Origin of the sequence: Paractinoplanes polyasparticus (assembly GCF_019710575.1) — a bacterium.
GTDB lineage: Bacteria > Actinomycetota > Actinomycetes > Mycobacteriales > Micromonosporaceae > Actinoplanes > Actinoplanes polyasparticus.
In genome coordinates, this window is the sequence record NZ_JAHWFK010000001.1 from 102,799 (window position 1) to 125,455 (window position 22,657).

The 22,657-nt window shown below is 72.3% G+C and carries 20 protein-coding genes; 9 read left to right on the forward strand and 11 right to left on the reverse strand.

The genetic code is table 11. The annotated features are described in order from the left end of the window. The first annotated feature begins 47 nt into the window (after window positions 1-47). The 4 genes from KXC43_RS00470 (at window position 48) to KXC43_RS00485 (ending at window position 4,615) form a co-directional block, all read left to right on the forward strand. Complete coding sequence (locus KXC43_RS00470) at window positions 48-836, forward strand: ABC transporter ATP-binding protein (protein ID WP_438870851.1); 789 nt, start codon at window positions 48-50, stop codon at window positions 834-836. Further along, window positions 833-2,185 (forward strand): hypothetical protein, encoded by a 1,353-nt coding sequence (locus KXC43_RS00475; RefSeq protein WP_221373835.1) that lies wholly within the window; start codon window positions 833-835, stop codon window positions 2,183-2,185. Before KXC43_RS00470 ends, KXC43_RS00475 begins: the two co-directional genes overlap by 4 nt. Next, on the forward strand, window positions 2,185-2,796 hold the full coding sequence (locus KXC43_RS00480; RefSeq protein WP_221373836.1) for a hypothetical protein: 612 nt from the start codon (window positions 2,185-2,187) through the stop codon (window positions 2,794-2,796). Before KXC43_RS00475 ends, KXC43_RS00480 begins: the two co-directional genes overlap by 1 nt. Before the next feature lie 88 nt (window positions 2,797-2,884). After that, on the forward strand, window positions 2,885-4,615 hold the full coding sequence (locus tag KXC43_RS00485) for a CocE/NonD family hydrolase (RefSeq protein ID WP_221373837.1): 1,731 nt from the start codon (window positions 2,885-2,887) through the stop codon (window positions 4,613-4,615). 72 nt (window positions 4,616-4,687) lie between these two features. On the opposite strand, the gene KXC43_RS00490 is transcribed toward KXC43_RS00485, so the two are convergent. Continuing rightward, a complete protein-coding gene (locus KXC43_RS00490; RefSeq protein ID WP_221373838.1) occupies window positions 4,688-5,263 on the reverse strand; it encodes an NADPH-dependent F420 reductase in 576 nt (191 codons plus the stop codon). 92 nt (window positions 5,264-5,355) lie between these two features. Here KXC43_RS00490 and KXC43_RS00495 point away from each other — a divergent pair, with 92 nt between their 5' ends. Next, entirely contained in the window at window positions 5,356-5,844 is a 489-nt protein-coding gene (locus KXC43_RS00495) for a MarR family winged helix-turn-helix transcriptional regulator (protein ID WP_308128906.1), read from the forward strand. A 55-nt stretch (window positions 5,845-5,899) separates the two neighbouring features. Here the strand turns inward: KXC43_RS00495 and KXC43_RS00500 are convergent, their stop codons facing one another. After that, on the reverse strand, window positions 5,900-7,147 hold the full coding sequence (locus tag KXC43_RS00500; RefSeq protein WP_221373840.1) for a cellulose-binding domain-containing protein: 1,248 nt from the start codon (window positions 7,145-7,147) through the stop codon (window positions 5,900-5,902). Window positions 7,148-7,241: 94 nt separating this feature from the next. Between KXC43_RS00500 and KXC43_RS00505 the strand changes: the two genes are divergently transcribed. Further along, complete coding sequence (locus tag KXC43_RS00505; RefSeq protein ID WP_221373841.1) at window positions 7,242-8,156, forward strand: DMT family transporter; 915 nt, start codon at window positions 7,242-7,244, stop codon at window positions 8,154-8,156. Here KXC43_RS00505 and KXC43_RS00510 read toward each other — a convergent pair. The 3 genes from KXC43_RS00510 to KXC43_RS00520 all read right to left on the reverse strand — a co-directional run bounded on the left by KXC43_RS00510 (window position 8,137) and on the right by KXC43_RS00520 (window position 11,414). Continuing rightward, window positions 8,137-10,182, reverse strand: a complete 2,046-nt coding sequence (locus KXC43_RS00510) for a cellulase family glycosylhydrolase (RefSeq protein ID WP_221373842.1) — start codon at window positions 10,180-10,182, stop codon at window positions 8,137-8,139. The genes KXC43_RS00505 and KXC43_RS00510 overlap by 20 nt on opposite strands. Before the next feature lie 186 nt (window positions 10,183-10,368). Beyond that, window positions 10,369-10,797, reverse strand: a complete 429-nt coding sequence (locus tag KXC43_RS00515; protein ID WP_221373843.1) for a hypothetical protein — start codon at window positions 10,795-10,797, stop codon at window positions 10,369-10,371. A gap of 197 nt (window positions 10,798-10,994) precedes the next feature. Continuing rightward, a complete protein-coding gene (locus tag KXC43_RS00520) occupies window positions 10,995-11,414 on the reverse strand; it encodes a MarR family winged helix-turn-helix transcriptional regulator (RefSeq protein WP_221373844.1) in 420 nt (139 codons plus the stop codon). Window positions 11,415-11,493: 79 nt separating this feature from the next. On the opposite strand from KXC43_RS00520, the gene KXC43_RS00525 reads away from it, so the two are divergent. Beyond that, a complete protein-coding gene (locus tag KXC43_RS00525; protein ID WP_308128907.1) occupies window positions 11,494-11,952 on the forward strand; it encodes a MarR family winged helix-turn-helix transcriptional regulator in 459 nt (152 codons plus the stop codon). A gap of 194 nt (window positions 11,953-12,146) precedes the next feature. Here KXC43_RS00525 and KXC43_RS00530 read toward each other — a convergent pair whose 3' ends face one another. After that, window positions 12,147-12,368, reverse strand: coding sequence for a hypothetical protein (locus KXC43_RS00530; RefSeq protein ID WP_221373845.1), 222 nt, complete (start codon window positions 12,366-12,368; stop codon window positions 12,147-12,149). Between the two features lie 275 nt (window positions 12,369-12,643). Between KXC43_RS00530 and KXC43_RS00535 the strand changes: the two genes are divergently transcribed. Further along, complete coding sequence (locus KXC43_RS00535; RefSeq protein WP_221373846.1) at window positions 12,644-12,883, forward strand: hypothetical protein; 240 nt, start codon at window positions 12,644-12,646, stop codon at window positions 12,881-12,883. Window positions 12,884-12,924: 41 nt separating this feature from the next. On the opposite strand, the gene KXC43_RS00540 is transcribed toward KXC43_RS00535, so the two are convergent. From KXC43_RS00540 to KXC43_RS00555, 4 genes are all read right to left on the reverse strand, one after another. Continuing rightward, complete coding sequence (locus KXC43_RS00540) at window positions 12,925-15,558, reverse strand: glycoside hydrolase family 2 TIM barrel-domain containing protein (RefSeq protein WP_221373847.1); 2,634 nt, start codon at window positions 15,556-15,558, stop codon at window positions 12,925-12,927. After that, a complete protein-coding gene (locus KXC43_RS00545; protein WP_221373848.1) occupies window positions 15,555-17,681 on the reverse strand; it encodes a glycosyl hydrolase family 95 catalytic domain-containing protein in 2,127 nt (708 codons plus the stop codon). Before KXC43_RS00545 ends, KXC43_RS00540 begins: the two co-directional genes overlap by 4 nt. Window positions 17,682-17,690: 9 nt before the next feature. Further along, window positions 17,691-19,661, reverse strand: coding sequence for an ABC transporter ATP-binding protein (locus tag KXC43_RS00550; protein ID WP_221373849.1), 1,971 nt, complete (start codon window positions 19,659-19,661; stop codon window positions 17,691-17,693). Window positions 19,662-19,754: 93 nt separating this feature from the next. Beyond that, the gene (locus KXC43_RS00555) at window positions 19,755-20,672 is read right to left on the reverse strand and encodes an alpha/beta fold hydrolase (protein WP_221373850.1); all 918 of its coding nucleotides are present in this window, start codon (window positions 20,670-20,672) and stop codon (window positions 19,755-19,757) included. Window positions 20,673-20,863: 191 nt separating this feature from the next. Between KXC43_RS00555 and KXC43_RS00560 the strand changes: the two genes are divergently transcribed. Then, window positions 20,864-21,466 carry a GNAT family N-acetyltransferase gene (locus tag KXC43_RS00560; protein ID WP_221373851.1) on the forward strand — a complete coding sequence of 201 codons (603 nt, stop codon included), beginning with the start codon at window positions 20,864-20,866 and terminating at the stop codon, window positions 21,464-21,466. 20 nt (window positions 21,467-21,486) lie between these two features. Here KXC43_RS00560 and KXC43_RS00565 read toward each other — a convergent pair whose 3' ends face one another. Then, window positions 21,487-22,644: an alpha/beta hydrolase gene (locus KXC43_RS00565; RefSeq protein ID WP_221373852.1), complete on the reverse strand. Its 1,158-nt coding sequence runs from the start codon at window positions 22,642-22,644 to the stop codon at window positions 21,487-21,489. Window positions 22,645-22,657 lie beyond the last annotated feature (13 nt).

A 22,657-nucleotide genomic window follows, 5' to 3' on the forward strand; every position in this document is an offset into this window, starting at 1 on the left:
CGCTTCACCCGATCCCCCTTCGACTGAGGAGACCTGCTTTGGTACGCATGGTCAGCGCCGCCGAGCTCAAACCGACCACCTACGCCTGGCCGGTGGAGATCGCGGGACTGCGCGTCAAGGCCGGACGGCACCTGGCCGTCGACGACCTCGACCTGCGGCTGGGCAATGGCGTGCACGGGCTGCTGGGCCCGAACGGCGCCGGCAAGACGACGCTCATGCGGGCGTTGTCGACCGTCCACCGCCCGTCCGGCGGGCAGCTGCGGCTGCTCGGCGAAGAGGCCACCAACGGTCGGGTGCTGCGCCCGCTGCGGCGCCGTCTCGGCTATCTGCCGCAGCACTTCGGGTTCTACCCGCGGTTCACCGTGCGCGAGTACGTCGAGTACATGGCCTGGCTGCGCGAGATGCCCAAGACTGCCATCCCGGGCGCGGTGCAGCGCGCGGTCGAACGCGTCGGGCTCACCAGCCGCGCCGACTCGCGGCTCAAGGCGCTGTCCGGCGGCATGCTGCGACGCGTGGGCATCGCCCAGGCGATCGTCAACGACCCGGATCTGCTGCTGCTCGACGAGCCGACCGTCGGCCTCGACCCGGAACAGCGGGTCGAGTTCCGCGCGCTGCTGCGCGAACTGGGCGCCGAGAGCTGCGTGGTGGTCTCGACCCACCTCGTCGAGGACGTGGTCGCCGCCTGCTCGAACGTGGTGCTCGTCAACGAGGGCCGGCTGGTCTGGCAGGGCCTGCCCGCCGAGCTGATCGAGCGCGGCGAGCACGGCGGCACCGGCGACAGCCCGGCCGAGCGCGGCTACACCTCGTTCCTGACCTCCCACCGGAGCGCCTCGTGAGACGCATCTTCGGCATCGAGCTGCGCCGCTCCAACGCGCCGGCCGTGGCCGCGCTGCTCATCGCGGCCGGCGTCGCGGGCCTCGCCCTCGGCGGCAACCTCCGGTTGACGGAGTGGCACATCTTCGCGTACGTGCATTCGTCCGCCCTTTTCCTGTTGCTTCCGCTGGCGCTGGCCGGCGGCGCGGTGCTGGGCCGCCGCGAGAAGCGCACCCGGGCCGCCGAGCTTTTCGCCAGCACCGGCCGGCCGAACGCCCAGCGGTTGCTGCCCGGCCTGCTCGCGCTGGGCGTGGCCGTCGCCGTGGCCCATCTGGTCGTCTTCGCCGGCGGCGCGATCTGGTTCCTCGCGACCGGCTCCTACACGAGCGCCGTGACCGTGTTGCTGCCGCTGACCGGCGTGCTGGTGCTGGCCGGAGGCGCCTGGACGGGCCTGGCCGCGGGCCGGGCCTGGTCGTCGCCGCTGGTGCCGCCGCTGGTCGCGGTGCTGGGCCTGCTGCTGCAGTTCGGGTTCTCCGAGCTCCGCCCGCCCGGCGAGCCGACGTACCTCGCGAACCTGTCGATGCTGGCGCAACCGCCCAGCCATGCCTGGGAGGCGATCACCGGACGGGCGTTGCTCGGGTACGCGGTGCTCGGCGCGGGCCTGATCGGCACCGGTTTCCTGCTCGCCGCCGCCCGCTCCTGGCTGCCCCGGGTGGCCGCCGTGGTCCTGCTGGGCGTGGCCGGAACGGTCGCGGCCGTGGTCCCCGGCAAGGCGGCCGACACCCACTACCGCGTGGACGCGGCCGCCCAGAAGCTGGTCTGTGCCGACGGTGTCCCGCAGGTCTGCGTCACCGCGGCGCACGCGAAGCTCCTGGACGAGGCGGCACCCCAGGTGCGTGCGGCGCTGACGTTGCTGGCCAAGCTGCCCGGCGCCCCGACCCGGGCCGAGGAGTGGCGGTCCGACCGGGTCTACCGGCCCGGCGACTCGGACTGGTCGGTCACCGGCACCAGCCGCCCCGCGCCCGGCACGGTCAACTTCGACCTGGGTCTCGAGGGAGGCAAGCTCGGCCCGGCGCTGACCGAGTACGTCGTCCTCGGCGCGGGGACCATGTGGAACGGCTGCCCGGGCGGGCAGGATCTGGTCGCGGCCCACGCGGTGGGCGCCTGGCTGATGGGCCGGGAGGAGCTGACCGGCGTCGACGACAGCCTCGGCTACTTCCCCGAGCTGAAGCAACAGGTGGCCCCGACCGTACGGGCCCTGCGCGCCCTGCCCGAGAAGGAGCAGGTCCGGCGGGTGGCCGCGGTACGCGACGCGTCCCTGGCCTGCCAGGAGGACCTGCTGCCGATCCTGACCGGCCGGGCGTCCTCGTGATGGCCTGGTTGCGGCTCTACGTCCGCTCCCGGCGCCTGCCGGTGGCGATCGTGCTCTCCCTGACCGCGGTCGTCCTGAGCTGGGCCGGCTGGTCGATGTTCTCCGACGCCCCCGAGATCAACCGAGGTCTCGCCGTCTTCACTGTCCTCGCCGCCCTGGCCCCCATGATCTCGACCCTGGGCGGCGACGACGACTCGCTCGAATCGGGCACGGCCCTGCTCTGGCCGCCGCGCCGCGCGCTGCACCTGCTCACGATCGCCGTCGTCGCGGCGGTCCCCCTGCTCGCCAGCCGCGCCACCGGGGCGTCGTTCGGCTCAGCCGAGGACATGCTCCGCGCCGTGGCCGGCCTGACCGGCCTGATCGGCCTCGGAGCGGCCCTGCTGGGCACCAGGATGGCGTGGCAACTGCCCATCTGCTGGACCGTCCTCCAGCTCATCATCGGCGGCGCGTCGTCGCCGGGCTGGCGCGAGTCGCTGTTCTGGCTGGTCGAGCCGGCCGAGAGCGAGGTCGCAGCGACGACAGCCGCCGTTCTGCTCGCCACCGGCCTGCTCACCTACGCCTGGCGCGTCGGCCCCCGCCGAGTCCCCGCCGAGGCCGCGCTGGGTCAGTAGGCCGGACGGCGTTCACAGTGGAGAGATGCACAGCCCGGGGCCGGGGCGCGTCTTGTTTACGGAACAGTCCCGATTCCGTGGAGGATCAATGCGACATCCCATTCTGGTCGCCGGCGCCGTCGTGATGATCGCCGTCGTGGGGCTGCCGCCCATGGCGAGCGCCGAGGGGGCGCCGGCGGCGACGATCGTGGTGCGGGACGGCGCGACCCAGCCGGTGTTCGACTACGACAAGGCGATCACGGAGGCGGTCTTCGTCGAGGTGCCGCTGGACACCGACGGCGACGGGATGCGGGACCGCGTACGGCTGGAGATCACGCGGCCCGGGGAGACGGAGACGGCGGGGCTCAAGGTCGGGTCGCTCATGATCGCGTCGCCCTACCTCGGGGACAACTGGCCCGACGTGCCGTACCACGATGTTGATCCCTCTTCGCTGAGAAGGCAGGCGCGGGGCGGCGGGGACGAGGGCTACCCCGAGGAGGGCAGCTGGGAGTTCTTCGTCCGGCGGGGCTACGCCATGATCTCGATGGAGAGCCTGGGAACCGCGGGATCGACCGGCTGCCCCGACGCGGGCGGGCCGCACGAGGCGGCGGCGACGCGCGCGGTCATCGACTGGCTGGGCGGCTCGGGGCGGGCCTACGACGCGGACGGCCAGGTGGTCGCGGCCGACTGGTCGGCTCGCAAGGTCGGCATGTACGGGGTCTCGTACAACGGCACGCTGCCGCTGGCGGCCGCCGTGACCGGAGCGTCCGCCCTGAGGACGATCATTCCGATGTCCGCGGTTTCCAGCTGGTACGACGAGTACCGCGCCAACGGCCTGGTCGTCGCGCCCTACGGCTGGCAGGGCGAGGACGCCGATATCCACGCCCGGATCGTCCTCTCGCGCCGGAACCCGGAGGTCTGCGCGGCCGCGATGGACAAGCTGGAACGCGAGCAGGACAGGGCGACCGGCGACTACTCCCCGTTCTGGGCCGCCCGCGATTACGCGGCAAAGGCGTCGAAGATCAAGGCGAGCGTGTTCATCGTGCAGGGCCTACGGGACTGGAACGTCAAGACCAAGCAGGGCGTGCAGCTGTGGGAGGCGCTCGGCGGCCACGGCGTCGACCGCAAGCTGTGGCTCTACGACGGCGACCACGGCTCGGCCAGTGCCCCGCAGTTCTTCCCGGCCATGCGGCGCTGGATCGACCACTACATCTACGACGTGGACAGCGGCATCGGGAACGAGGCGCCGGTCACCTTCGAGGACGCCGACTACGCCGTCACCGGCACCAGCACGGCGTGGCCGGTGCCCGGTTCGGCCCCGGTCACGCTGCCGCTGGCCGTCGGTCCGGCACGGCGGGACACGTTCGTCGACAACGGCCGCAACGCCCCGGCGGAACAGCTGCTCGAACCGGCCGGCCACTCCCTGGCGTACCGGACCCCGGTCTTGACCGCCCCGGCCCGCCTCAGCGGGACGCCCCGGGTCGCGGTCGACGTCAGCGTCGACAATCGCACGGCGGCCAACCTGACCGCGTTGCTCGTCGACTACGGGCCCACCGGCGCCGACCCGGTGATCGTGACGCGCGGCTGGATCGACCCGCGGAACCGGAAGTCGCTCACGCATTCCACGCCGGTGACGCCGGGCCGGTTCTACCGGCTGCGCTGGGACATGCAGCCGATGGAGCACATCTTCGCGGCCGGGCACCGCATCGGCGTCGTCGTGCTCTCGACCGACTACGACTACACGCTGCGGCCGCTGCCGGGCACGCAGGTGTCGGTGCGGCCCACTACCAGCACGGTCCAGCTGCCCCTGGTCGGCGGCCGCGCCGCGCTGAAGTACTGAACGCGCCGGGGCGGTGACCGGAAGACCGGTCACCGCCCCGTTCGGCGTCTCGGATCAGGACGGCGGCGAAGATCAGGCGACGGCGGCGAAGCCACCGTTCCAGGACAGCTTCTCGCCGGCGGCCAGGCTGATCTGCAGGAAGGCGAGCGACTCGAGTTCGCGCGCCCGCTTGAGCGAGCCGGCGTCCACGGCGCGCAGGCCGGCGGCCGACACGAACTCGGCCACGGCCGCCTTGGCGTCGGCGTCGTCGCCGGCGATCAGCACGGCGGTGGTCTCGGAGCCGACCGAGCCGGTGGCCAGGGTGCCCGCGAAGTTGGTGTTGAAGGCCTTGACGACCTTCGACTGCGGCAGCTCCTTCGCCAGCTCGGCGGCGGCGGAGCCGTCGGCCGGGACGGTCAGGTTGTCGAAGGTGGCCAAGTCGACCGGGTTGGTGAGGTCGACGACGATCTTGCCGGCCAGCTGGTCGCCGCGGGTGGCGACGATGTCGGCGAGGGCGCTGTGCGGGACGGCCAGGACCACGATGTCACCGGTGACCGCTTCGCCGGCGCTCGAGGTGTTGAGCTGCTGAACGGTGTTGCCGCCCTTGGCGACAAGACCGCCGATGGCCTGACCCATGTTGCCGGTGCCGAGGATGCTGATGTTCGCCATGATGCCCTCCAGAACCTTGTTTGGTTGTTGCTACAACCATTGCACGACGGGCCAGTTGTAGCAACAACTAATCTCGTGGGAAACTGGTGACCGTGGACACGCGATGGCTCGACAAGGAGCAGAAGGCAGCCTGGGTACGCCTGGCGGCCGTGCTCGAACTGCTGCCCGGCGCCCTCGACTCGCAGTTGCGGCGCGACGCCCGGATCACGCACTTCGACTACTTCGTGCTGGCCATGCTCTCCGAGGCGCCCCACCGCACCCTGCGGATGACCGCCCTGGCCGAGCTGACCACCGCCACCCTGGCCCGCCTGTCACACGTCGTGCAGCGGCTCGAGACCCGGGGGCTGGTCGAGCGGTTCCCCTGCCCCGAGGACAAACGCGCCACCAACGCGCGGCTCACCGAGGCCGGCTGGGCCAAGGTGCAGGAGGCCGCGCCGGGCCACGTCGACACGGTGCGCGAGAACGTGATCGACGCGCTCACGCCGGAGCAGGTCGCCCAGCTGACCGGGATTCTCGACGCGGTCCTGCACCGCCTCGACCCGTCCCGGGCCCGGACGGCGATCTACGAACGGTACGACTGACACCCCGGCGCCGGCTGCGGCCACGGGGCGCCCGGCGCCGTTCGGCCCGGTCCGTTCAGCGGCCGTAGCGCGACTTCAGGTGACGCCACCAGTCGCGGAACATCCACTTGTCGAAGTCGGTGATCTGGGTGGCGCTGCCGGCCCGCATGAGGAAACCGCGGCCGGGCGTCGGGTCCCAGTCGTAGAAGTCGTCCAGGCCGTACGTGTGGCCCAGTTCGTGCAGGAAGATGTGGATGTTCTCCGCGTTCAGGTTGCCCACGAAGTACTCCGAGCCCATCCGCTGACCCCAGTCGCCACCCGCGCCGCCGCCGAAGCCGGCGGTCAGCCACAGCGAGTGGTCGTAGTGGCGGGAAACTCCGCCGGGGCAGCCCGAATAGTCGTTGTCCTGGTGGAAGAATCGGCCGCAGGCCGGGGCACACTGCGGGGCGTTCTCGTTGATATCGCCCACGTAGATGTCCACCGAGTTGTCGGTCCACTCGAGCTGGGCCCGGTCGCGGACGGCCCAGCCGACGACCTTCACCGGCACCTGCCGGTAGGGCCAGTTGTTCCAGCCCTGGCCGTTGTCGAGCATCTGGTCCATCCACTTCTGGTACTGCCGCTGCAGCGCGGCGTGGACGGCATCGCGCTGGGCGGCGGTCACCCGCGCCGTGGAGTCCCAGCGGACGCAGTAGTTGATGGCGCCGCCGGCCGCGAACAACTGGTCCCAGCCGTAGTTCCGGAAGCCGTACAGGTTCCCGTTGCTGTAGGTCTGCTCCTGATGCGTCCAGACGGCGGCCAGCGGTTGCACGAGCGTCGACGGCGGGTTCCACGCGTCACCGGCCGGCGGAACCGTGGGGGTCGGCGTGGGCTGCGTCGTCGGCGTGGGCGGTGCAGTGGGCGTGGGCGGCGACGTGGCGGGCGCCGAGCCCGTGCACGCCGTCCCGTTCACCGAGAAGGCGGTGGGCGCCGGGTTCGCGGACGTGTACGAGCCGTTGAATCCGAGGCTGATCGTGCCGCCGCCGGCGACCGAGGCGTTCCAGGCCGCGTTGGTGACCGTGACGGCGGACCCGCTCTGCGCGAACGTGCCGTTCCAGCCGTCGGCGATCTTCTGGCCGCCGTCCGGGAACGCGAACGTGAGCGACCACCCGGTGAGCGGATCGCCCAGGTTGGCCACGGTCACCGCGGCGCCGAATCCTCCCGACCACTGATTGGTGACCGTGTAGGTGACGCGGCAGCCCACTGCCGCGTAGGCCGGACGCAGCACGGCCACGACCGAGAACGCCGTCATGAGACAGGCGGCCAACCAGACAACACGACGTTTCATCGCTCCTCCTCCGGGCCGGCGCCGGACTGGACGAAAGAATGTGCAGTCCGTTTTTCGCTAGCCACCGAAGCGTTCGCACGGTTGGCTTCGCGGTATGGAAAACCAACGCGTGCCGGGGGCGGCTGTCGCCGCCGCTTCGGTCACGGTGGTGTTCTGGGCCTCGGCGTTCGTCGGGATCCGGGCCGCTGCCCCGCACTTCTCCCCCGGATCGCTCGCTCTGGGACGGCTGCTCTCCGGGGCAGTCGTTCTCGTGCTCTTCCTGCTGATCCGGCGTCAGGGGCTGCCACCGCGCGCGGCCTGGCCGGGCATCGTCGTCTCGGGACTGCTGTGGTTCGGGCTCTACATGGTGGCGCTGAACTGGGGTGAGGAACTGGTCGACGCGGGAACGGCCGCGATGATCGTCAACGTGGGGCCCGCGCTGATGGCTCTGCTCGCCGGATGGCTGCTGCACGAGGGTTTCCCACCGCGGCTGATGGCCGGGATCGGTGTCTCGTTCGCGGGCGCGGTCGTCGTCGGGTTGTCGATGTCCGGCGGTGGGCGGGCGTCGGTGCTCGGTGTGCTGCTGTGTCTGGTCGCCGCGATCACCTATGCGGCGGGAGTGGTCGCGCAGAAGCCCGCGCTCCGGTACGCGTCGGCGTTGCAGGCGACCACTTTTGGCTGTTTGATCGGCGCGGTTGCGTGTTTGCCGTTCGCCGGGCAACTGATCGACGACATTCGCACAGCGCCGATGAGCGCCACGCTCAATGTTGTGTATCTCGGCGTGTTCCCGACCGCCGTCGCCTTCACCACGTGGGCGTACGCCTTGGCCCGCACCACCGCGGGCAAGATGGGCTCCACGACGTACGCCGTCCCGGTCGTCGTCATCCTGTTGTCGTGGGCGATCCTCGACGAGGTGCCGCGCGCGCTGGCCATCGCCGGCGGGGCGCTGTGCCTGGCCGGGGTGGCGGTGTCCCGGAGCCGGCCCCGTGGGCCGGCTCCGGAGCCGGTCGTCACGCAGTCGCACCGGTGACCGTGCTTCCGGACTTCGTGACGTAGTAGGTGACCTTGGCGCCGCTCCGGAAATGCAGGGTGAGCGTCACCCTTGCGCCGTCGTTGACCTCGGCGAAGAACTCCGGGGTCAGCGCGAGCGTGTTCGCCGTGTAGTCGGGCAGGAACGTGTACGCGAACTCCTTGAACGACGTCCAGTTCTGCGGCCCGGCGTTGCTGCCGTCGGCGTACTTCGCTTCCATGGTGGCGATCCGGTCGCCGCGGAACGTCACCGGGACCGTGAAGGCGGCGGTGGTTCCGCTGCGGGCGGCGACGGTCGGGGTGTCGTACGAGATGAGGTCGATCCGCCACGGCACGCCGGCCGAGAAGACCGCTGTGACGCGGGCGTTGACGCCGTACGCGCGATCGCCGGCCAGCCTGGTCAGCAGCGCGGCGCTCAAGGTGAGCTCGTTGCCCGAAACGGTGTAGTCGGTGCCCCGTACGAGATCGGCATTGTTGAAGCGCAACGCGGTGAACGTCGTGCCGTTCGGGTTGAGCGTGACCGTCCTGGCGGTGATGGCCGTCGACTTGGACAGGAAGACCTGATCGGTGCCGGCCGTTCCTGAGCGAGTCGTCCAGGCCGACTTCAGGTGCGCGTAGAGCTCGGCGTCGCGCCAGGCCAGCGCCGCGCGGTCGAAGTGCTGGCCGTTGTCCCAGAGCATCGTGGTGATCTTCTTCTGCTTCGCGTACCAGCCGAGGTACTCGAAGAACTTGAGCTTCTCGCCCTGTTCGACCGCGTCGAGCGACCGGTCGAAGCCGAGCAGGCCCCATTCACCCAGGATGACCGGGATGCCCTTGGCGGTGAACGTGGCGGCCGAGCGGTCGAGGTAGCCGACGAGGTCGGCCTGGGTGGTGGCGTCGAACGTCGTGGTGCCGGCGATGTTCACGCTGAACGGCCAGTAGCCGTAGTAGTGCACGGTCGCGGCGATGTTCCGGTCGTTGAGCGAGGCGATCGTCGTGGCCAGGGCGTCCAGGTGCACCTGGTCGGCCGAGGTGTGCAGGGTGGGCAGCACGAGCAACCGGGTCGCGTTGCCGCCGCCGGAGCCGCGCACGATGCGGTGGAAGGACGTGTTGAGCGCGTTGAGGTGGGTCGCGCTCTGCCCCTCGTCGCTGAACTGGGGCTCGTTGACGCTCTCGAAGACGAGCCGGTCGGGGCCGTCACGGAAGGCGGCGGCGATCTGGGTCCACGTGGCGTCGTAGCGGGCCTGGGCGTCGGGCATGCTGTTGAGCCACTGCCACGAGTCGTGGTGGACGTTGATCATCACGTAGAAGCCGTCGGCCAGCGCCCAGTCGACGACCTCCTTGACCCGGGCCAGGTACGCGGCCTCGATGGTGTAGCCCGGCGAGCCGCCCTGGTGCCGGCCCCAGGTGACCGGGATCCGGATGCTCTTGAAGCCCTGCGCCTTGACGCCGTCGAGCAGCGCCTCGGTGATGCGCGGGTTGCCCCACGAGGTCTCGTCGGCGCCGGTGGCGTCCAGCGAGTTGCCCAGGTTCCAGCCCGGCTGCATGGCCGCGACCGTCGCTTCCGCGTCTCCGGCCGGCGGTGGTGTGGCCGGGCCGGCGGTCGGGGGCGTCGTCGGCGGTGCGGTCGCCCCGGTGCAGACCACACCGTTGAGCGCGAACGTCGTCGGCACCGGGTTGCTGCCGGTGAAGGTGCCGTTGAAGCCGAAGCTCGTGGTCGCGCCGGTGGCGATCGAGCCGTTGTAGCTGGCGTTGGTGGCCGTGACATCCGCGCCGCTGGTCGTGACAGTGGCGTTCCAGGCCTGGGTGACGCTCTGGGCAGCGGGGAACGCCCACGTCAGGCGCCAGCTCGGGATCGCGTCGCCGAGGTTGGTGACGGCGACGGTGGCCGTGAAGCCGCCGCTCCACTGCGAGCCGACCGTGTAGACGACTTTGCAACCGGCCGCGGCGGCGCCGGCGGCCGTCGCGGTCCACAGTCCGAGGAGGGTCAGCAGGGCGGCGACGCCGGCCAGGGCCGCTCGCCGCCGGGTGCCACGGGTGGGAGACATCTATCCGCCTTGGGAAACACGTGCGTAACAGGGACGCGCACGTTATCCGGCCCAATTCATAGACGTCAATCAACGTTTCGTTAAATCTGGGAGCGCTCCCAATCTGTGTTGCGCCTCTTGTGGACGGCCGGCGGGACTCGTACGATGGGCCAGTTTGTTATCGTTCACAGCCGACGCGCGCGCCGGTCAGTCGAGCAACCAGCCCGACACCGAGGTAGCGGCCGGGGTCAGGGTCACCACAAGCAGCAGCACCATCGTGACCGCCGACGCGATCAGCGCCGCGGTCAACCGGCGATGCCCCTTGGCGTAGCCGCTGAGCAGCACGATCAACGAGACGAAGAAGGCCAGGACGGCCACCATGAACCCGCTCGGCACCACCACCATCACCAGGGCGGCCCAGGGCCAGCCGCCGATGATGTCGAGGTCGGCCGTCTGAACGTCGCCCTGCGCCGGCACGTACCACTGACCGGTGAGCTCGGCCGCGCGAGCCAGAGCGAGCCAGGCGCAGACGGCGTACACCACGACGAAGCCGAACTCCGCCGCCACCAGCACCCACCCACCGGCGCGACGGCGCCCGGCGGTCGGCACGTGGAGGCGGGTCGTCACCGTGGTCATCCGCGGATCGTAACCGACCCGGTCGACAAACCGGCCGGCGTCGGTTCACGCCGGCGTCGGCGCCGGCTTCTGGGCCGGGGCGGCGCCGGTTCACGCCTCGCCCGGCGCCGGCTACGGGCCAGGGCGGCGTGGGTCACGCCTCGCCGGCGCCGGCTACGGAGCCAGGACGGCGTGGGTTCACGCCTCGCCGGCGCCGGCTACGGGGCCAGGGCGGCGTCGGCGCGGGCGAGGACGGCGTTGAGGACCCGGGCCGCCGCTTCCCGGTCGCCCTCGGGAAGGTTGCCCCACAGGCTGTCAGCGATGGTGGCCGTCTCGGCGCGCACGTTGTTCCAGAGGATGCGGCCGAGAGCGGTGGGCTCGAGCACGCCGCCGGGCGCCGGCTGCACCAGGCCGGCGGTGGCCAGTTCGGCCAGGCGCCGGCGAGCCGTGGGCTCGTCGACGCGCAGAGCGTGGGCGACACGGGCGGCGGGGTCGGCGCCCTCGGCCGTCATGGTCAGGGTGAGAGCGACCCACTGCGGCTCGGTCAGGCCGGTGCCGGACAGCGAGCGTTCCAGCAGCGCGTTGAGGGCCTTCTCGGTGCGGCCGACGAGCTGAGCGCCGAACGGGATGGTCGTCATGATGGGCTCCGATTCGTTAGTCCGACCAACGCCGACGGTAGGTCGTTAGTGTGACTAACGCAAGTGCTACGGTGGCCCGGTGAACGAGGGCGCCCAGCGGCTGCGGACTCTGCGTACGCGCCTGCTCTCGCTGGCCGCCATGCACTCCGACCGGCGGGTCAACGACGAGCTGGCCCGCGCCGGCGCCCGCAAGTGGCACTACGCCGTGCTGGCCACCCTCGACGAGTTCGGCCCGGCCAGCCAGGCCCGGCTGAGCGACCGCACCCGCATCTACCGCAGCGACCTGGTCGCCGTCCTCAACGAGCTGGCCGAGCGCGAACAGGTCGAACGGGCGCCGGACCCGGCCGACAAGCGCTGCAACCTCGTCCGGATCACCGGCGCCGGGCGCCGTACGCTGCGCAAGCTCGACCGGGTGCTGGCCGCCGTCGAGGACGAGGTGCTGGCCCCGCTCACCGCGGCCCAGCGCGCCCAGCTGACCGATCTGCTGACCATCCTGGTCGACCACCACAGCGACCGGGACGGCCACGACGCCGGCTGAGAGGATGCACCCATGACCGCACAGCTGGAACGGATGATCGCGGCGCAGCCGGCGGCGGTCCGCAGCCTCGCCGACCCGGCCCTGACCGCGCCGGCCGCCGACCGGCTGGCCGGGGCGCGGCGCATCTGGCTGATCGGCACCGGCACGAGCCTGCACGCGGCCGAACTGGGCGCCGCCGAGCTGGGCGCGGCCGGTCACGACGCCCGCTGGATCGCTGCCAACGCCTTCACGGGCAGCCTGATCCGCGACGGCGACGCGGCTGTCGTCATCACCCACACCGGCAAGACCGCGTACGCCGGGCGCAGCCGCCGGATCGTCCTCGACGCGGGCCTTCCGCTGGTGTCGGTGACCGGGCCCCAGGTCGACTGGCCCGAGGCGGTGCGCACGCCGGTGGCCGAGACGTCCGAGACGTACACGGTCAGCTACACCGCGGCTCTGACCGTCCTCGCCCAGATCGCCCACCACCTCGGCGCCCCCGGCGGCGGCCCGAAGGCCGTCGAAGCTATCGCCGGCCAGCTCGACGAGGCACCGGGCGAGGTGCCCGTGCCGGCCCGCGCGATGGCGATCGTCGGCCCCGGCCCGTGGTCGGTCACTGCCCGCGAAGGCGCCCTGAAGATCCGCGAGGGCGCCCGCATCCTGTGCGAGGGCTTCGATCCGGACCGGCTGCTACACGGCGGCCGACACCCTGCTCGTGCTGCAACCCACGGCCGACGCCGACGAGCTGACCACCGCCCTGCGCCACGCCGCCGCGCTGGAACGGATGCAGGTCGCCACGTTCAGCACCGAGGCCGGCAGCGGCTCGGCCCTGCTCGACCAGATCCCGATGACGGTGCGGCTGCAACGCCTGGCCCTGCGTTTCGCCCGCCAGCGCGGCCAGAACGCCGACCTGGCCATCACGGGCGCCTGGGCCGGCCCCGACCTGTGGCCCTAGGGTCTGTTTCGCAGCGGGGGTGGGAGCGAGGCGGACCTGGTTCAGCCGACGGTGAAGACGAATCCGAGCCTTACGTGGGCCGCCCGGTACTGGGCCGACGGGCGCACGGCGGGGCCGCAACTGGCCGAACCGAGGCCGGTCACCCCGGCCGCGAGGTGCACCCAGAGCACGTCGCCCTCCATCAGTTCGTCCGCGTGCCGTGCGGTCTCCAGAGCGGTGGTCGACCACGGGCGGACGGCGGCATGGAACGGGTCGTCGCCGTCGATGCGGAGGGTTCCGGATGGGCTCCGCAGGCTCAACCACGAGACGCCGGAACGGTTGCCGTTCTCCTGCGGCACCACGTACGGGGTTTGCGCCTCCAGGACGGTCAGGCGATGCTGCCCGTGCCAGACCGCGGCCCGCGAGTCGGGGTAGGACTCGCCCGGCCCGAGGCCCAGCCACTCGAAGACCGTCGAGCCGGGGTCGGGTGTGCGCAACGCCAGCGCCACGCCGAGTCGGGGCAGCGGGAGCCGCCACTCCCCCAGGCGTTCGATGTCGACCTCCAGGCGGAGCGCGTTGCCGCACTCGGACCAGCGGTAGTCGACCTCGAAGCCGCTGTCGAGCCCGGCCGGGACGTGGCGACGGCCGTCGGCCGACGGCAGGAGGCGGTCGAGGCCGGCGGCCCGCCACTGGTTCTCCAGGGACACCTCGGCGTCCCAGCCCGGGAAACGGTCGTTCTCGGTGGGCGCCCGCCAGGTGTCGAGGGTGAGCTCGGCCAGCGGGAACGGGCCCAGGTGGCCGGGCCGGGCGGTCGGCCGGCCGGTCTCCACCACCGCGGCGACGGCCGAGGAGGTGCGCTGAACCCGGGACAGCACACGGCCGTCCAGGGTGGCGGTGACGTCGAGGGGCTGTGCGGGGTGGTGGATGCGGTGCGACGACAGCGGAGCAATCGGGGGGACGTCGAGAACCTTGCCGGAGGCGTGGGTGAAGACGACGTCCTCGGTGGTGGTGAAGCTCCACCTGTTCTCGATGACCAGGTCGGCGCCGTCGAGAGCCAGGCGTACGGGGGTGATCACGGCGGCGTACTCGAGCAGGCCGGGCGACGGCGTACGGTCCGGGAAGAGCAGCCCGTCGACGACGAACGAGCCGTCGTGGATGGGCTCGCCGAAGTCGCCGCCGTAGCGGTAGGAGCCGTCGCGCAGCAGGGCGTGATCGGCCCACTCCCAGATGAAGCCGCCGGCCAGCCGCGGGTACGCGTCGATCACGGCCTCGTAGTCGGCCAGCCCGCCCGGCCCGTTGCCCATGGCGTGCCCGTACTCACACATGATCATCGGCAGCCCGCGGCGCCGGTGGTCGCGCGCCGGGTCGGCCAGGGCGGGCTCCGCGTGCCGGCCGATCGCCTCCAGCTTGTCGTAGGTGGGATACATCCAGCTGTAGACGTCGACGCTCTCGCATTCCTCGTCGGCCTCGTAATGAATCGGCCGGGTCGTGTCGCGCTGCCGGGCCCAGCGGGCGTTCGCGGCCAGGTTGCGGCCCCAGCCGGCCTCGTTGCCGAGCGACCACATCACGACGCTGGGGGCGTTCTTGTCTCGTTCGACCATCCGCCGCATGCGGTCGAGGTAGACGTCGGCCCAGGCCGGGTCGTCGGACGGGTTGCCGCGCCACCCGACCGGCTGGAAGCCGTGCGTCTCGAGGTCGCACTCGTCGATCACGTAGAGCCCGTGGCGGTCGCACAGCGAGAGGAAGTACGGGTCGGGCGGGTAGTGGCTCGTTCGCACGGCGTTGATGTTGTGCTGCTTCATCAGCGCGACGTCGTGCTCCATGCGTTCGCGTGAGACGGCCCGGCCCGTACGGGCGTCGATGTCGTGCCGGTTGACGCCGCGGAACACCAGTGGCTTCCCGTTGAGCAGCAGCCGGTCGCCGTCGACGCGCACGGTCCGGAAGCCGATGTCGAGCGAGACCGTCTCGGCGTCGGTGCTCACGAGCAGCCGGTACAGCGCGGGCTTCTCGGCCGACCACGGTTGCACGTCGTCGGGTCGCGACCAGGACACCGGCACGGGCGCCGTGACCTCCAGCGAGCCGTCCGCCTCGGCGACCACCCACAGATCGTCGATGCCGCCCTCGGGCCGGTGCAGCAGCGCGACCGAGCGGAAGATGCCGGACAGCCACCACTGGTCCTGGTCCTCGACGTAGCTGCCGAAACTCCACTGGTGGACCCGGACCGCCAGCACGTCGTCGCCACCGGTCAGGTGCCCGGTCACGTCGAACTCCACGGTCAGCCGGCTGCCCGAGGCCCGTCCGACCTCAGCGCCGTTGACCCACACCTGGAACCACGAGTCGACACCGTCGAAGCGCAGCAACACCCGGCCGCCGCGCCAATCCGCCGGCCGGCGAACCATCCGCCGATACTCCCCCGTCGGGTTCTCCGCGGGCACGTGCGGCGGATCGACCGGGAAGGGGAAACGGACATTGGTGTACGCCGGGGAGCCGTAGCCGTGCAACTGCCAGTGCGACGGAACCGGCAGCGTGTCCCACGACAGGCCCGGGTCGGCCGGGTCCTTGCCGGTGTCGGCGGTGGGCGACCAGGAGAACTGCCACCGGCCGTCCAGCGGCAGAACCCCCGCCGTCGAGCGCAGCCGGGCCCGGGGCGGCAGCGCGCCCACCGGCGGCTCGACGATCTCGAACTGTGACGTCATCTCTCCCCCGAGGTCAGGTCCACGGCCACCCGGCCGCCGTTCACCAGGACGGTGACCGTGGTCCGGGCCTGCGGGCGGCGCGCTCGCAGGGCGAAATCGGTCACCCGCACCCGGCCGTCGACCGTCGTCCAGGCCACGTCGACCGCGACCCCGGGCCGGGCGATCAGGCCGGACACCCGGCCCTCGGGCCACTGCGACGGAACGGCGGGCAACAACTCGATCATGCCGGAGTGGCTCTGCACGAGCATCTCGGCGACCGCGGCGACGTACCCGAGGTTGCCGTCGATCTGGAACGGCGGGTGGGCCGAGAACAGGTTGGGGTAGAGCCCCGCGCGCTCGGCCGTCGCGGGCCGCAGCACCAGGTCGAGCAGCCGGGACACGTGCCCGGACTGATGCAGCCGGGCCCGCAGCGCGAGCTTCCAGGCCAGCGACCAGCCGGTCGCCTCGTCGCCGCGGGCGTCCAGGCTGCGGGAGACGGCGGCCCGCAGCTCGGGATCGGCCGGCGTGTCCCCGGGATAGGCGAACGCCAGGTGACTGACGTGCCGGTGGTGCGGCTCGGCCGGCGGCGGATGACCCGGCCACTCCGCGATCAGCCCGTCGCGCACCGCCGGGGCGGGAATCGCCGGGCGGACCGCGCGCACCTCGGCGACCACCGGGTCGCCGGCGGGCCCGCGCGCCAGCACCGTGTCGAAGAGCTCGGCGATCAGAACGTTGTCCATGGTGGACGATGACGCCACTGCCGCCGCCTCGCCGGACGGGGACAGGTAGTGGTTCTCCGGGGAGGTCGACAGTCCCTTCGGCAGCCAGTCGAGGCAGAACTCGGCGGCGCCGCGCAGGATCGGCCACACCCGGGGGTCGGCCGAGTCGTGGACCAGCCGGCACAGCCATACGCCGCCCAGCGGCCAGAACGCCCACGCCGGGTCGGCCCGCCCGCGCCCGACCGGCGAGGTGAACGCCCAGGCGTCGGTGTTGTGGTGGGCGACCCAGCCCCGCGCGCCGTACACCGTACGGGCGGTGGCCCGGCCCTTGTCGGCCAGCGTGGCCAGCAGGTCGAGCACCGGCTCGAGGGTCTCGCCCAGGTCGGCCGTCGTGGCCGCCCAGTAGTTCATCTCGGTGTTGACGTTGAGGGTGTAGTTCGAGCTCCACGGCGGCCGCATCCGGTCGTTCCACAGCCCCTGCAGCGTCGAGGGCAGGCCGCCGGCCGCCGACGAGCTGATCGCCAGATAGCGGCCGTAGTGGAAGAGCAGCGCGGCCTCCGGATGTGTGGGCAGCTCCAGCGTCGTCCGACCGAAGATCTTCCCGTACGCCACAACGTGCCGCCCGGTCAGCTCGGCCACCCCGCGCTCCTGGGCCCGGTCGACGCGCTCCTGCGCCTGCCGCCGCGCGTCCTGCTCGTCGCCCCGCGGCTCGCGCCCGATGCCGTCGAAGGTGGTCGCGGTGGCGACGACGAGCTCGAACCGCCGCCCGTCGTGCCGCGCCCGCCCCACGACCGCGCCCCGCAGGGACGGCGAGCCCCAGACCGGCGACAGGTCGGGCTCGTGCGGCGGCGGCATGTCGCTGGGCAGCCGCACGGTCAGCCAGTCGTCCCCGCCGCCGAGCACCCGCAGCGGCGACGACAGCGACCACGAGACGTCCATCGGCTCCCCCGCCTCGATGACGAGCACCAGCACACCGTCGGGATGCGAGACGAAACACCGGTGGACGACGGGATTGCCGTCGAGGCGGTAACGGACCCGGTGGGTCGCCGTGCCCAGGTCGAGCTCGCGGTGGTAGTCCGTGACGCGGCCGTCGCCAATCGCCACGCGCAGGTCGGCGAAGGGCAGATAGGCCTGCGACCACCCGCCCTGCACCGCGAGCAGCCGCCGGTCGGCCCCGGCGGCGTCGCCGGCGGCCAGCGCCGCCCGGGCCCCGGCCAGGGCCTCGGCGGCGACCACGGCATCGATGTGGCTGTTGGCCGGCTCGTTGGCCGGACTGCCCGACCACGCCGTGCCGTCGTTGAGTTGCAGATGTTCGCGGCCCGGCGTGCCGTAGACCATCGCCCCCAGCCGCCCGTTGCCGAGCGGGTACGCCTCGAGCCACTCCCGGGCCGGCTCCGGCGACCACAGGCGCCGCTCGATCTCCATTCGTCGAGGCTATCGATAGCCTGCCGCCTGCAACGTGAACAGACCGGCGTAGCGGCCGCCGCGGGCCATCAGGTCGGCGTGGCTGCCCTGCTCGACCAGCAGGCCCTCGTGCAGCACGAAGATCTGGTCGGCGTGCTTGACGTTGGCCAGCCGGTGCGTGATGAGGATCGTCGTGCGGTGCCCCTGCCGGCTGCGGATGGCCTGGAACAATGCTTCCTCCGCGCGCGGGTCGAGCGCGGACGAGGGCTCGTCCATGATGAGCAGGTCGGCGTCGCGATAGAAGCCGCGGGCGGCGGTGATCCGCTGCCACTGGCCGCCGGAGAGGTCGTGCCCTTCCTTGAACGTGCGGTCGAGCAGGGTCCGGTAGCCGTGCGGCAGCGACTGGATCGTCTCGTGGGCGGCCGCCCGCAGCGCCGCGCCCTCGATGCGCTCCTGCTCGGCGTCGACGGCCAGGTCGCCCATCGCGATGTTGGTCGCCGCGGTGTACGGCCACTTGTGGTGCTCCTGCAGCACGACGGCGATGCGGGCGATCAAGGCGTCGCGGTCCCAGTCGGCGACCGGGCGTCCGTTCCACTCGATCACTCCGTCGGTCGGGGCGCGCAGGGCGGCGATCATCGCGGCCAGGGTCGACTTGCCCGAGCCGTTCTCGCCGACGAAGGCGACGGTCTGCCCGGCCTCGATGGTGAGCGAGACCTGGTCGACGGCCGGGTTGTCCCGATCCGGGTAGCGCAGGCTGACGGCCCGGATGTCGAGGCGTTCCAGGGCCGCCGGCTTCGGCTGGTCCTCCCGGCCGGCGCCGGGCATGTACTGCTTGGCGCGTTCGAGGAAGTTGACGTACTCCTTGAAGAACTGGCCGTCGGTGAACATGCCGTCGAGCTGGAACGTGACCGTCGACAGCGCCCGCTGGGCCGCCTGGACGGCGACCACACAGGTCACCGCGGCCGCGAGCGGGATGTGCCCGCCGGCCAGCAGGAAGCCGAGCAGCACCCACACCCCGCCCAGGCCGATGCCGCTGATCACCGCGCCGACGCTGGTGGTCGTGGTGACCCGGCGGGCCAGGGTCAGGTCCTCGGTGGTCTGGGCGCCCATCACCATGTCGTACTGGCCGAGCAGGAAGCTGCGCAGGCCGTACGACCGCAGCTCCGGAGCGGACTCGCGGTCGGCCATCTGGCGTTCCAGCACGAAGCGGCGGCGCCGGCGGACCGAGCCGGCCAGGTAGCTGGAGTACCGCAGGTGGCCGGCGCGCAGGGCGGCGTACCCGTTGGGAACGGTGGCGACGACCAGCGCCAGCAGCAGCAACGGGTTGATGAGGACGACCGCGACCGCCACGGCGGCCAGCCCGACGAAGCCGGCGAGCACGTTCGAGGTGTCGTGGACCAGGCCGTTGGCCGCGTCGCTGCCGCGACTCGCCCGTTCCATGTCGTCGGCGAAGGCGTCGGCGTCGAACGCGTCCAGGCGTACGGCGGTGGTGGCCTCGAACAGGCGGCGCTCGGCAGCCTGGTTGACCCGGGGGGTGAGCCCGTTCTGGGCGTACCCGATCGCGATGCCCAGCGCGCCCCGCAGCGCGGTTGCCGCGGCCAGCGCGATCAGTGCGGGCAGGGCAGCGCGCACCCGGTCGGGCGTCGGCCCGCCGGCGAACAGCGCGACCAGCAGCTTCTGCGTCGACAACAGCCCGAACGTGGCCATGGCGCCACTGCCGAGCGTGGCCAGGCCCACCACTGTCGTCCGCATCCTGTCGGCCCGCCAGGCCAGAGCGATCGCCTGGCGTACGAACTGGGGAAGCTCGGCGAAGACGCCGAGCACCCCGGTCTCGGCCCGCCGGCGCACGCCGTGCTCCCACCAGGCGTTGCGTAGTTCCGGCAGCACTGTCTCGTTGGTGACGCTCACAGACACCCCGCTCCTCGTGGGACCCGGCACCCTCCACACTCGCCGAGTAACGGGCTGCTGTCGCCTCCCCGAAAGAGTTAGGCACGTGTCCATCTGACGTGAATCAATTCACCACCGACCGGGCGCCGTGGCGGGCCGTGCCTTCCCGCCGACGACCGACTTCCGCAGCCGAGCGGGGGCTTCCGGTCAGGCAGCGAGCAGGTTCTCGCGCAGCGCCGCGGCCGGGCGGGTGGCGGCGACGAAGTCCTGCACGCCCTCGGCGAAGCGTTCCGGCTCCTCGACGTGGCCCAGGTGGCCGCTCCAGGCGAGCACCAGCAGGCGCGCGGTGGGGATCAGCGACTGGAGCTCGCGGCCCCAGCGCAGGCCGCCGGCGATGTCGTAGCTGCCCGCCGTGATCAGGGTGGGCACGCGCAGGCTGCGCAACGCCTGGCGGTCGTCGACCGGGTCGGCCGTGCCGTCGGCCCGGCGCGAGGAGACGTACGAGAGCCGCATCCGCGCCCGCAGCGGCGAGAGCTCCTCGCGGCGGCCCCAGTAGTGCGCGACCAGGGCCGGGAAGACGCGCCGGGCGGCCGCCGTGAGCAGGCGCTCGTCGGTGAGCGTGGGCAGCGACCGGGCGGCGTCGATGACCGCCGGCAGCGCCGGATTGGCCTGGTTGCGCCGGATGAAGCGGTCGAACTGGTGGCGGCTCTCCTCCTCCAGCTCGGCCCCGCCGACCGGGGCGCTGCCGTGCAGGATCAGGCCGGTCAGGCGGTCGGGCCGGCGCAACGCGTAGTACTGGGCGACCCGGCCGCCGTGGCCGTGGCCCAGCAGATACACGGACTCCTGGCCGAGGTGGTCGAGCAGGCGGTCGACGGCCCGGGCGTGGAAGGCACGGTCGTAGCCGTACGGATGGGTCGGCAGCCGCGCCGACCCGCCGGTGCCCAGCGGCTCGACGTAGACCACCGTCATGCCCTGTTCGAGCGCCGGCATCCGCATGTAGTCCCAGGACAGTCCGGGTCCGCCCGGCAGCACCACACAGACCGGGCCGCCCCGGCCGCGCACGTGGTACCGCAGCGCCATCCCGCACACGTCGACGAAATGCCATCCCCGCCGCAACGTTCTCATCTCTCTGTCCCCCACCGGTTGTCCGTTCCCCTGGGACCACCCTGGCAAGGACGCCGAGTTCAGGGACCCGTGCTGGACCCGGGTCCGGGCACGGGCCGTACCCCCGGGAGAGAGCGGGCGAGCTATTGTTCCGGCTTGAACGAAGGGCGGATCCATCTGTTCCGCCCGCTGGAAGGCCCGTGAAGGTTCCCATGCAGCACCACAATTCGACCGAATCATCCGCGCGTGCCTTCCGGGCCGCCGTCGAGATGCTGGCCACGTCGCGCGGCGGGCGTCCCCGCGGCCGCCGCCCCGCCGCCACCCGGCTCGGCGTGACCGGCGGCGACGAGCAGCATTTCATGGTGGCCGAGCTCGAGGGCCGCACCTCGACCGGCTCCGTCCCGCACGATCTGGCTCTGGTGCGCCGGCTGGCCAGCGACGAGGCCGGCACGTTCGCCCGGGTCGTCGGCCTGGCCTTCGCGGTTCCGGACGAGGTCGTGGCCCGCGTCTACACGGCCGAGGCGATGGCCAATCCGCAGATCGGCGCGTACGTGGCCGAGACGACCACCGGCCTGGTCGTCGCGGCCGGCGCCGGGCTGCTGACTCAGGGTCATCTGGGCATCGCCAACGTCGGCACCCTGCCCGGGCACCGCGGGCAGGGCTACGGCCGGGTGCTCGCCGAGGCGATCCTGCGCCGCGGGCGGGCCGCCGGGGCGCACACCGCCTACCTGCAAACGAGCGACGACACCGTGCCCTTCTTCGAACGGCTCGGCTTCACGCCACGCGCGGGCTGGACGATGCTCACGGCCGCCTGACGTTCGTCGCGGCCGGACGGTCAGGCCAGCGGCAGGGTCGTGGCGATCGGCCAGGCGACCAGCAGCGAGCCGGTCAGCGCGACCACCCAGGCCGGCGCCGCGCGCGCCCGCAGCACCGCCGACAGGCCCGCCTGGATCACCATCAGCACGCCCAGCAGCGGCACGACCAGCAAGATGAAACCGGGGGCGACGCCGGCCACCGCGGCCGTGGTCAGGAGGACCACGGCGAGGACAGCGCCGATCAGGTCGTTGCGCAGGGAGCCGCCGGCATGGCCGAGCACCGCGAACCCGGCCCAGAGGGCCGGCAGCGCCCACCAATGGACCCCGACAGGAACCGCATGCGTGAAGCCGAGATGCAGCGGCACGGCGATCGCCGCCCCGGCGTACGCGACGGTCAGCGGCCCCACCCCCAGCCGGGCCACGGCGGGGAAGCCCAGCAGCAGACCGAGCAGCAGCAGGCCGGACGCGACGAGCCGGCGCACCGGGGACGGCAGCGGCTCGTCGCCGGGGCCGAGCCAGTGCGCGGTGAGGCGGTGCGTCTTCGGCGCGTACAGGACGGAGATGTGTTCGACGCCGGGCACGACGACTGCTCGGCGGTCGGGCCGGGCGCCCGCGACCGCTTCCTCAGCGGCTGCCCGGAAGGCCGGAAACTCCAGTCCGCCGGTCAGCAGGAGCAGGCGGGCCGGCCGGTCCTTCGGGATGGGCGCCGCGCCGGGCAGCGAGATCGCCACGGTGGCCGCGATCTGCGGGTGCCCGGCCGCGTACGCCGTCACCGCGCCCGCGCCCATCGAGTGCCCGACCAGCGCGATCCGGCTGCCGTCGACGCCCGGCAGCCCGCGCAGGTGGGTCACCGCCACGTCGAGGTCGTACTGCAGGTCGGTGGGCGACCGCGTGTTCGCCCCGTGCCCGTCGAGGTCGGGCAGCACGACCGTCCAGCCCCGGGCGGCCAGCGTGTCGCCGAACTGGGCCATCAGCCGGGCCGACCCCGCGTAGCCGTGCGCCACCACCACGCCCGGTCCCGGCGGCGATCCGGCCGGGCGCACCACGTCGAGCGGGACGCCACCGGCCACCACGTGCTCTCGTTCCAGGTCGCCTTCGGCACGGACCAGCAGCAGACCGCCCGTCACAGCCAGGACGAGCGCGAGAACGGGCAGCCACCACCGCCGGATCCGATCCACACCGGACGGTACC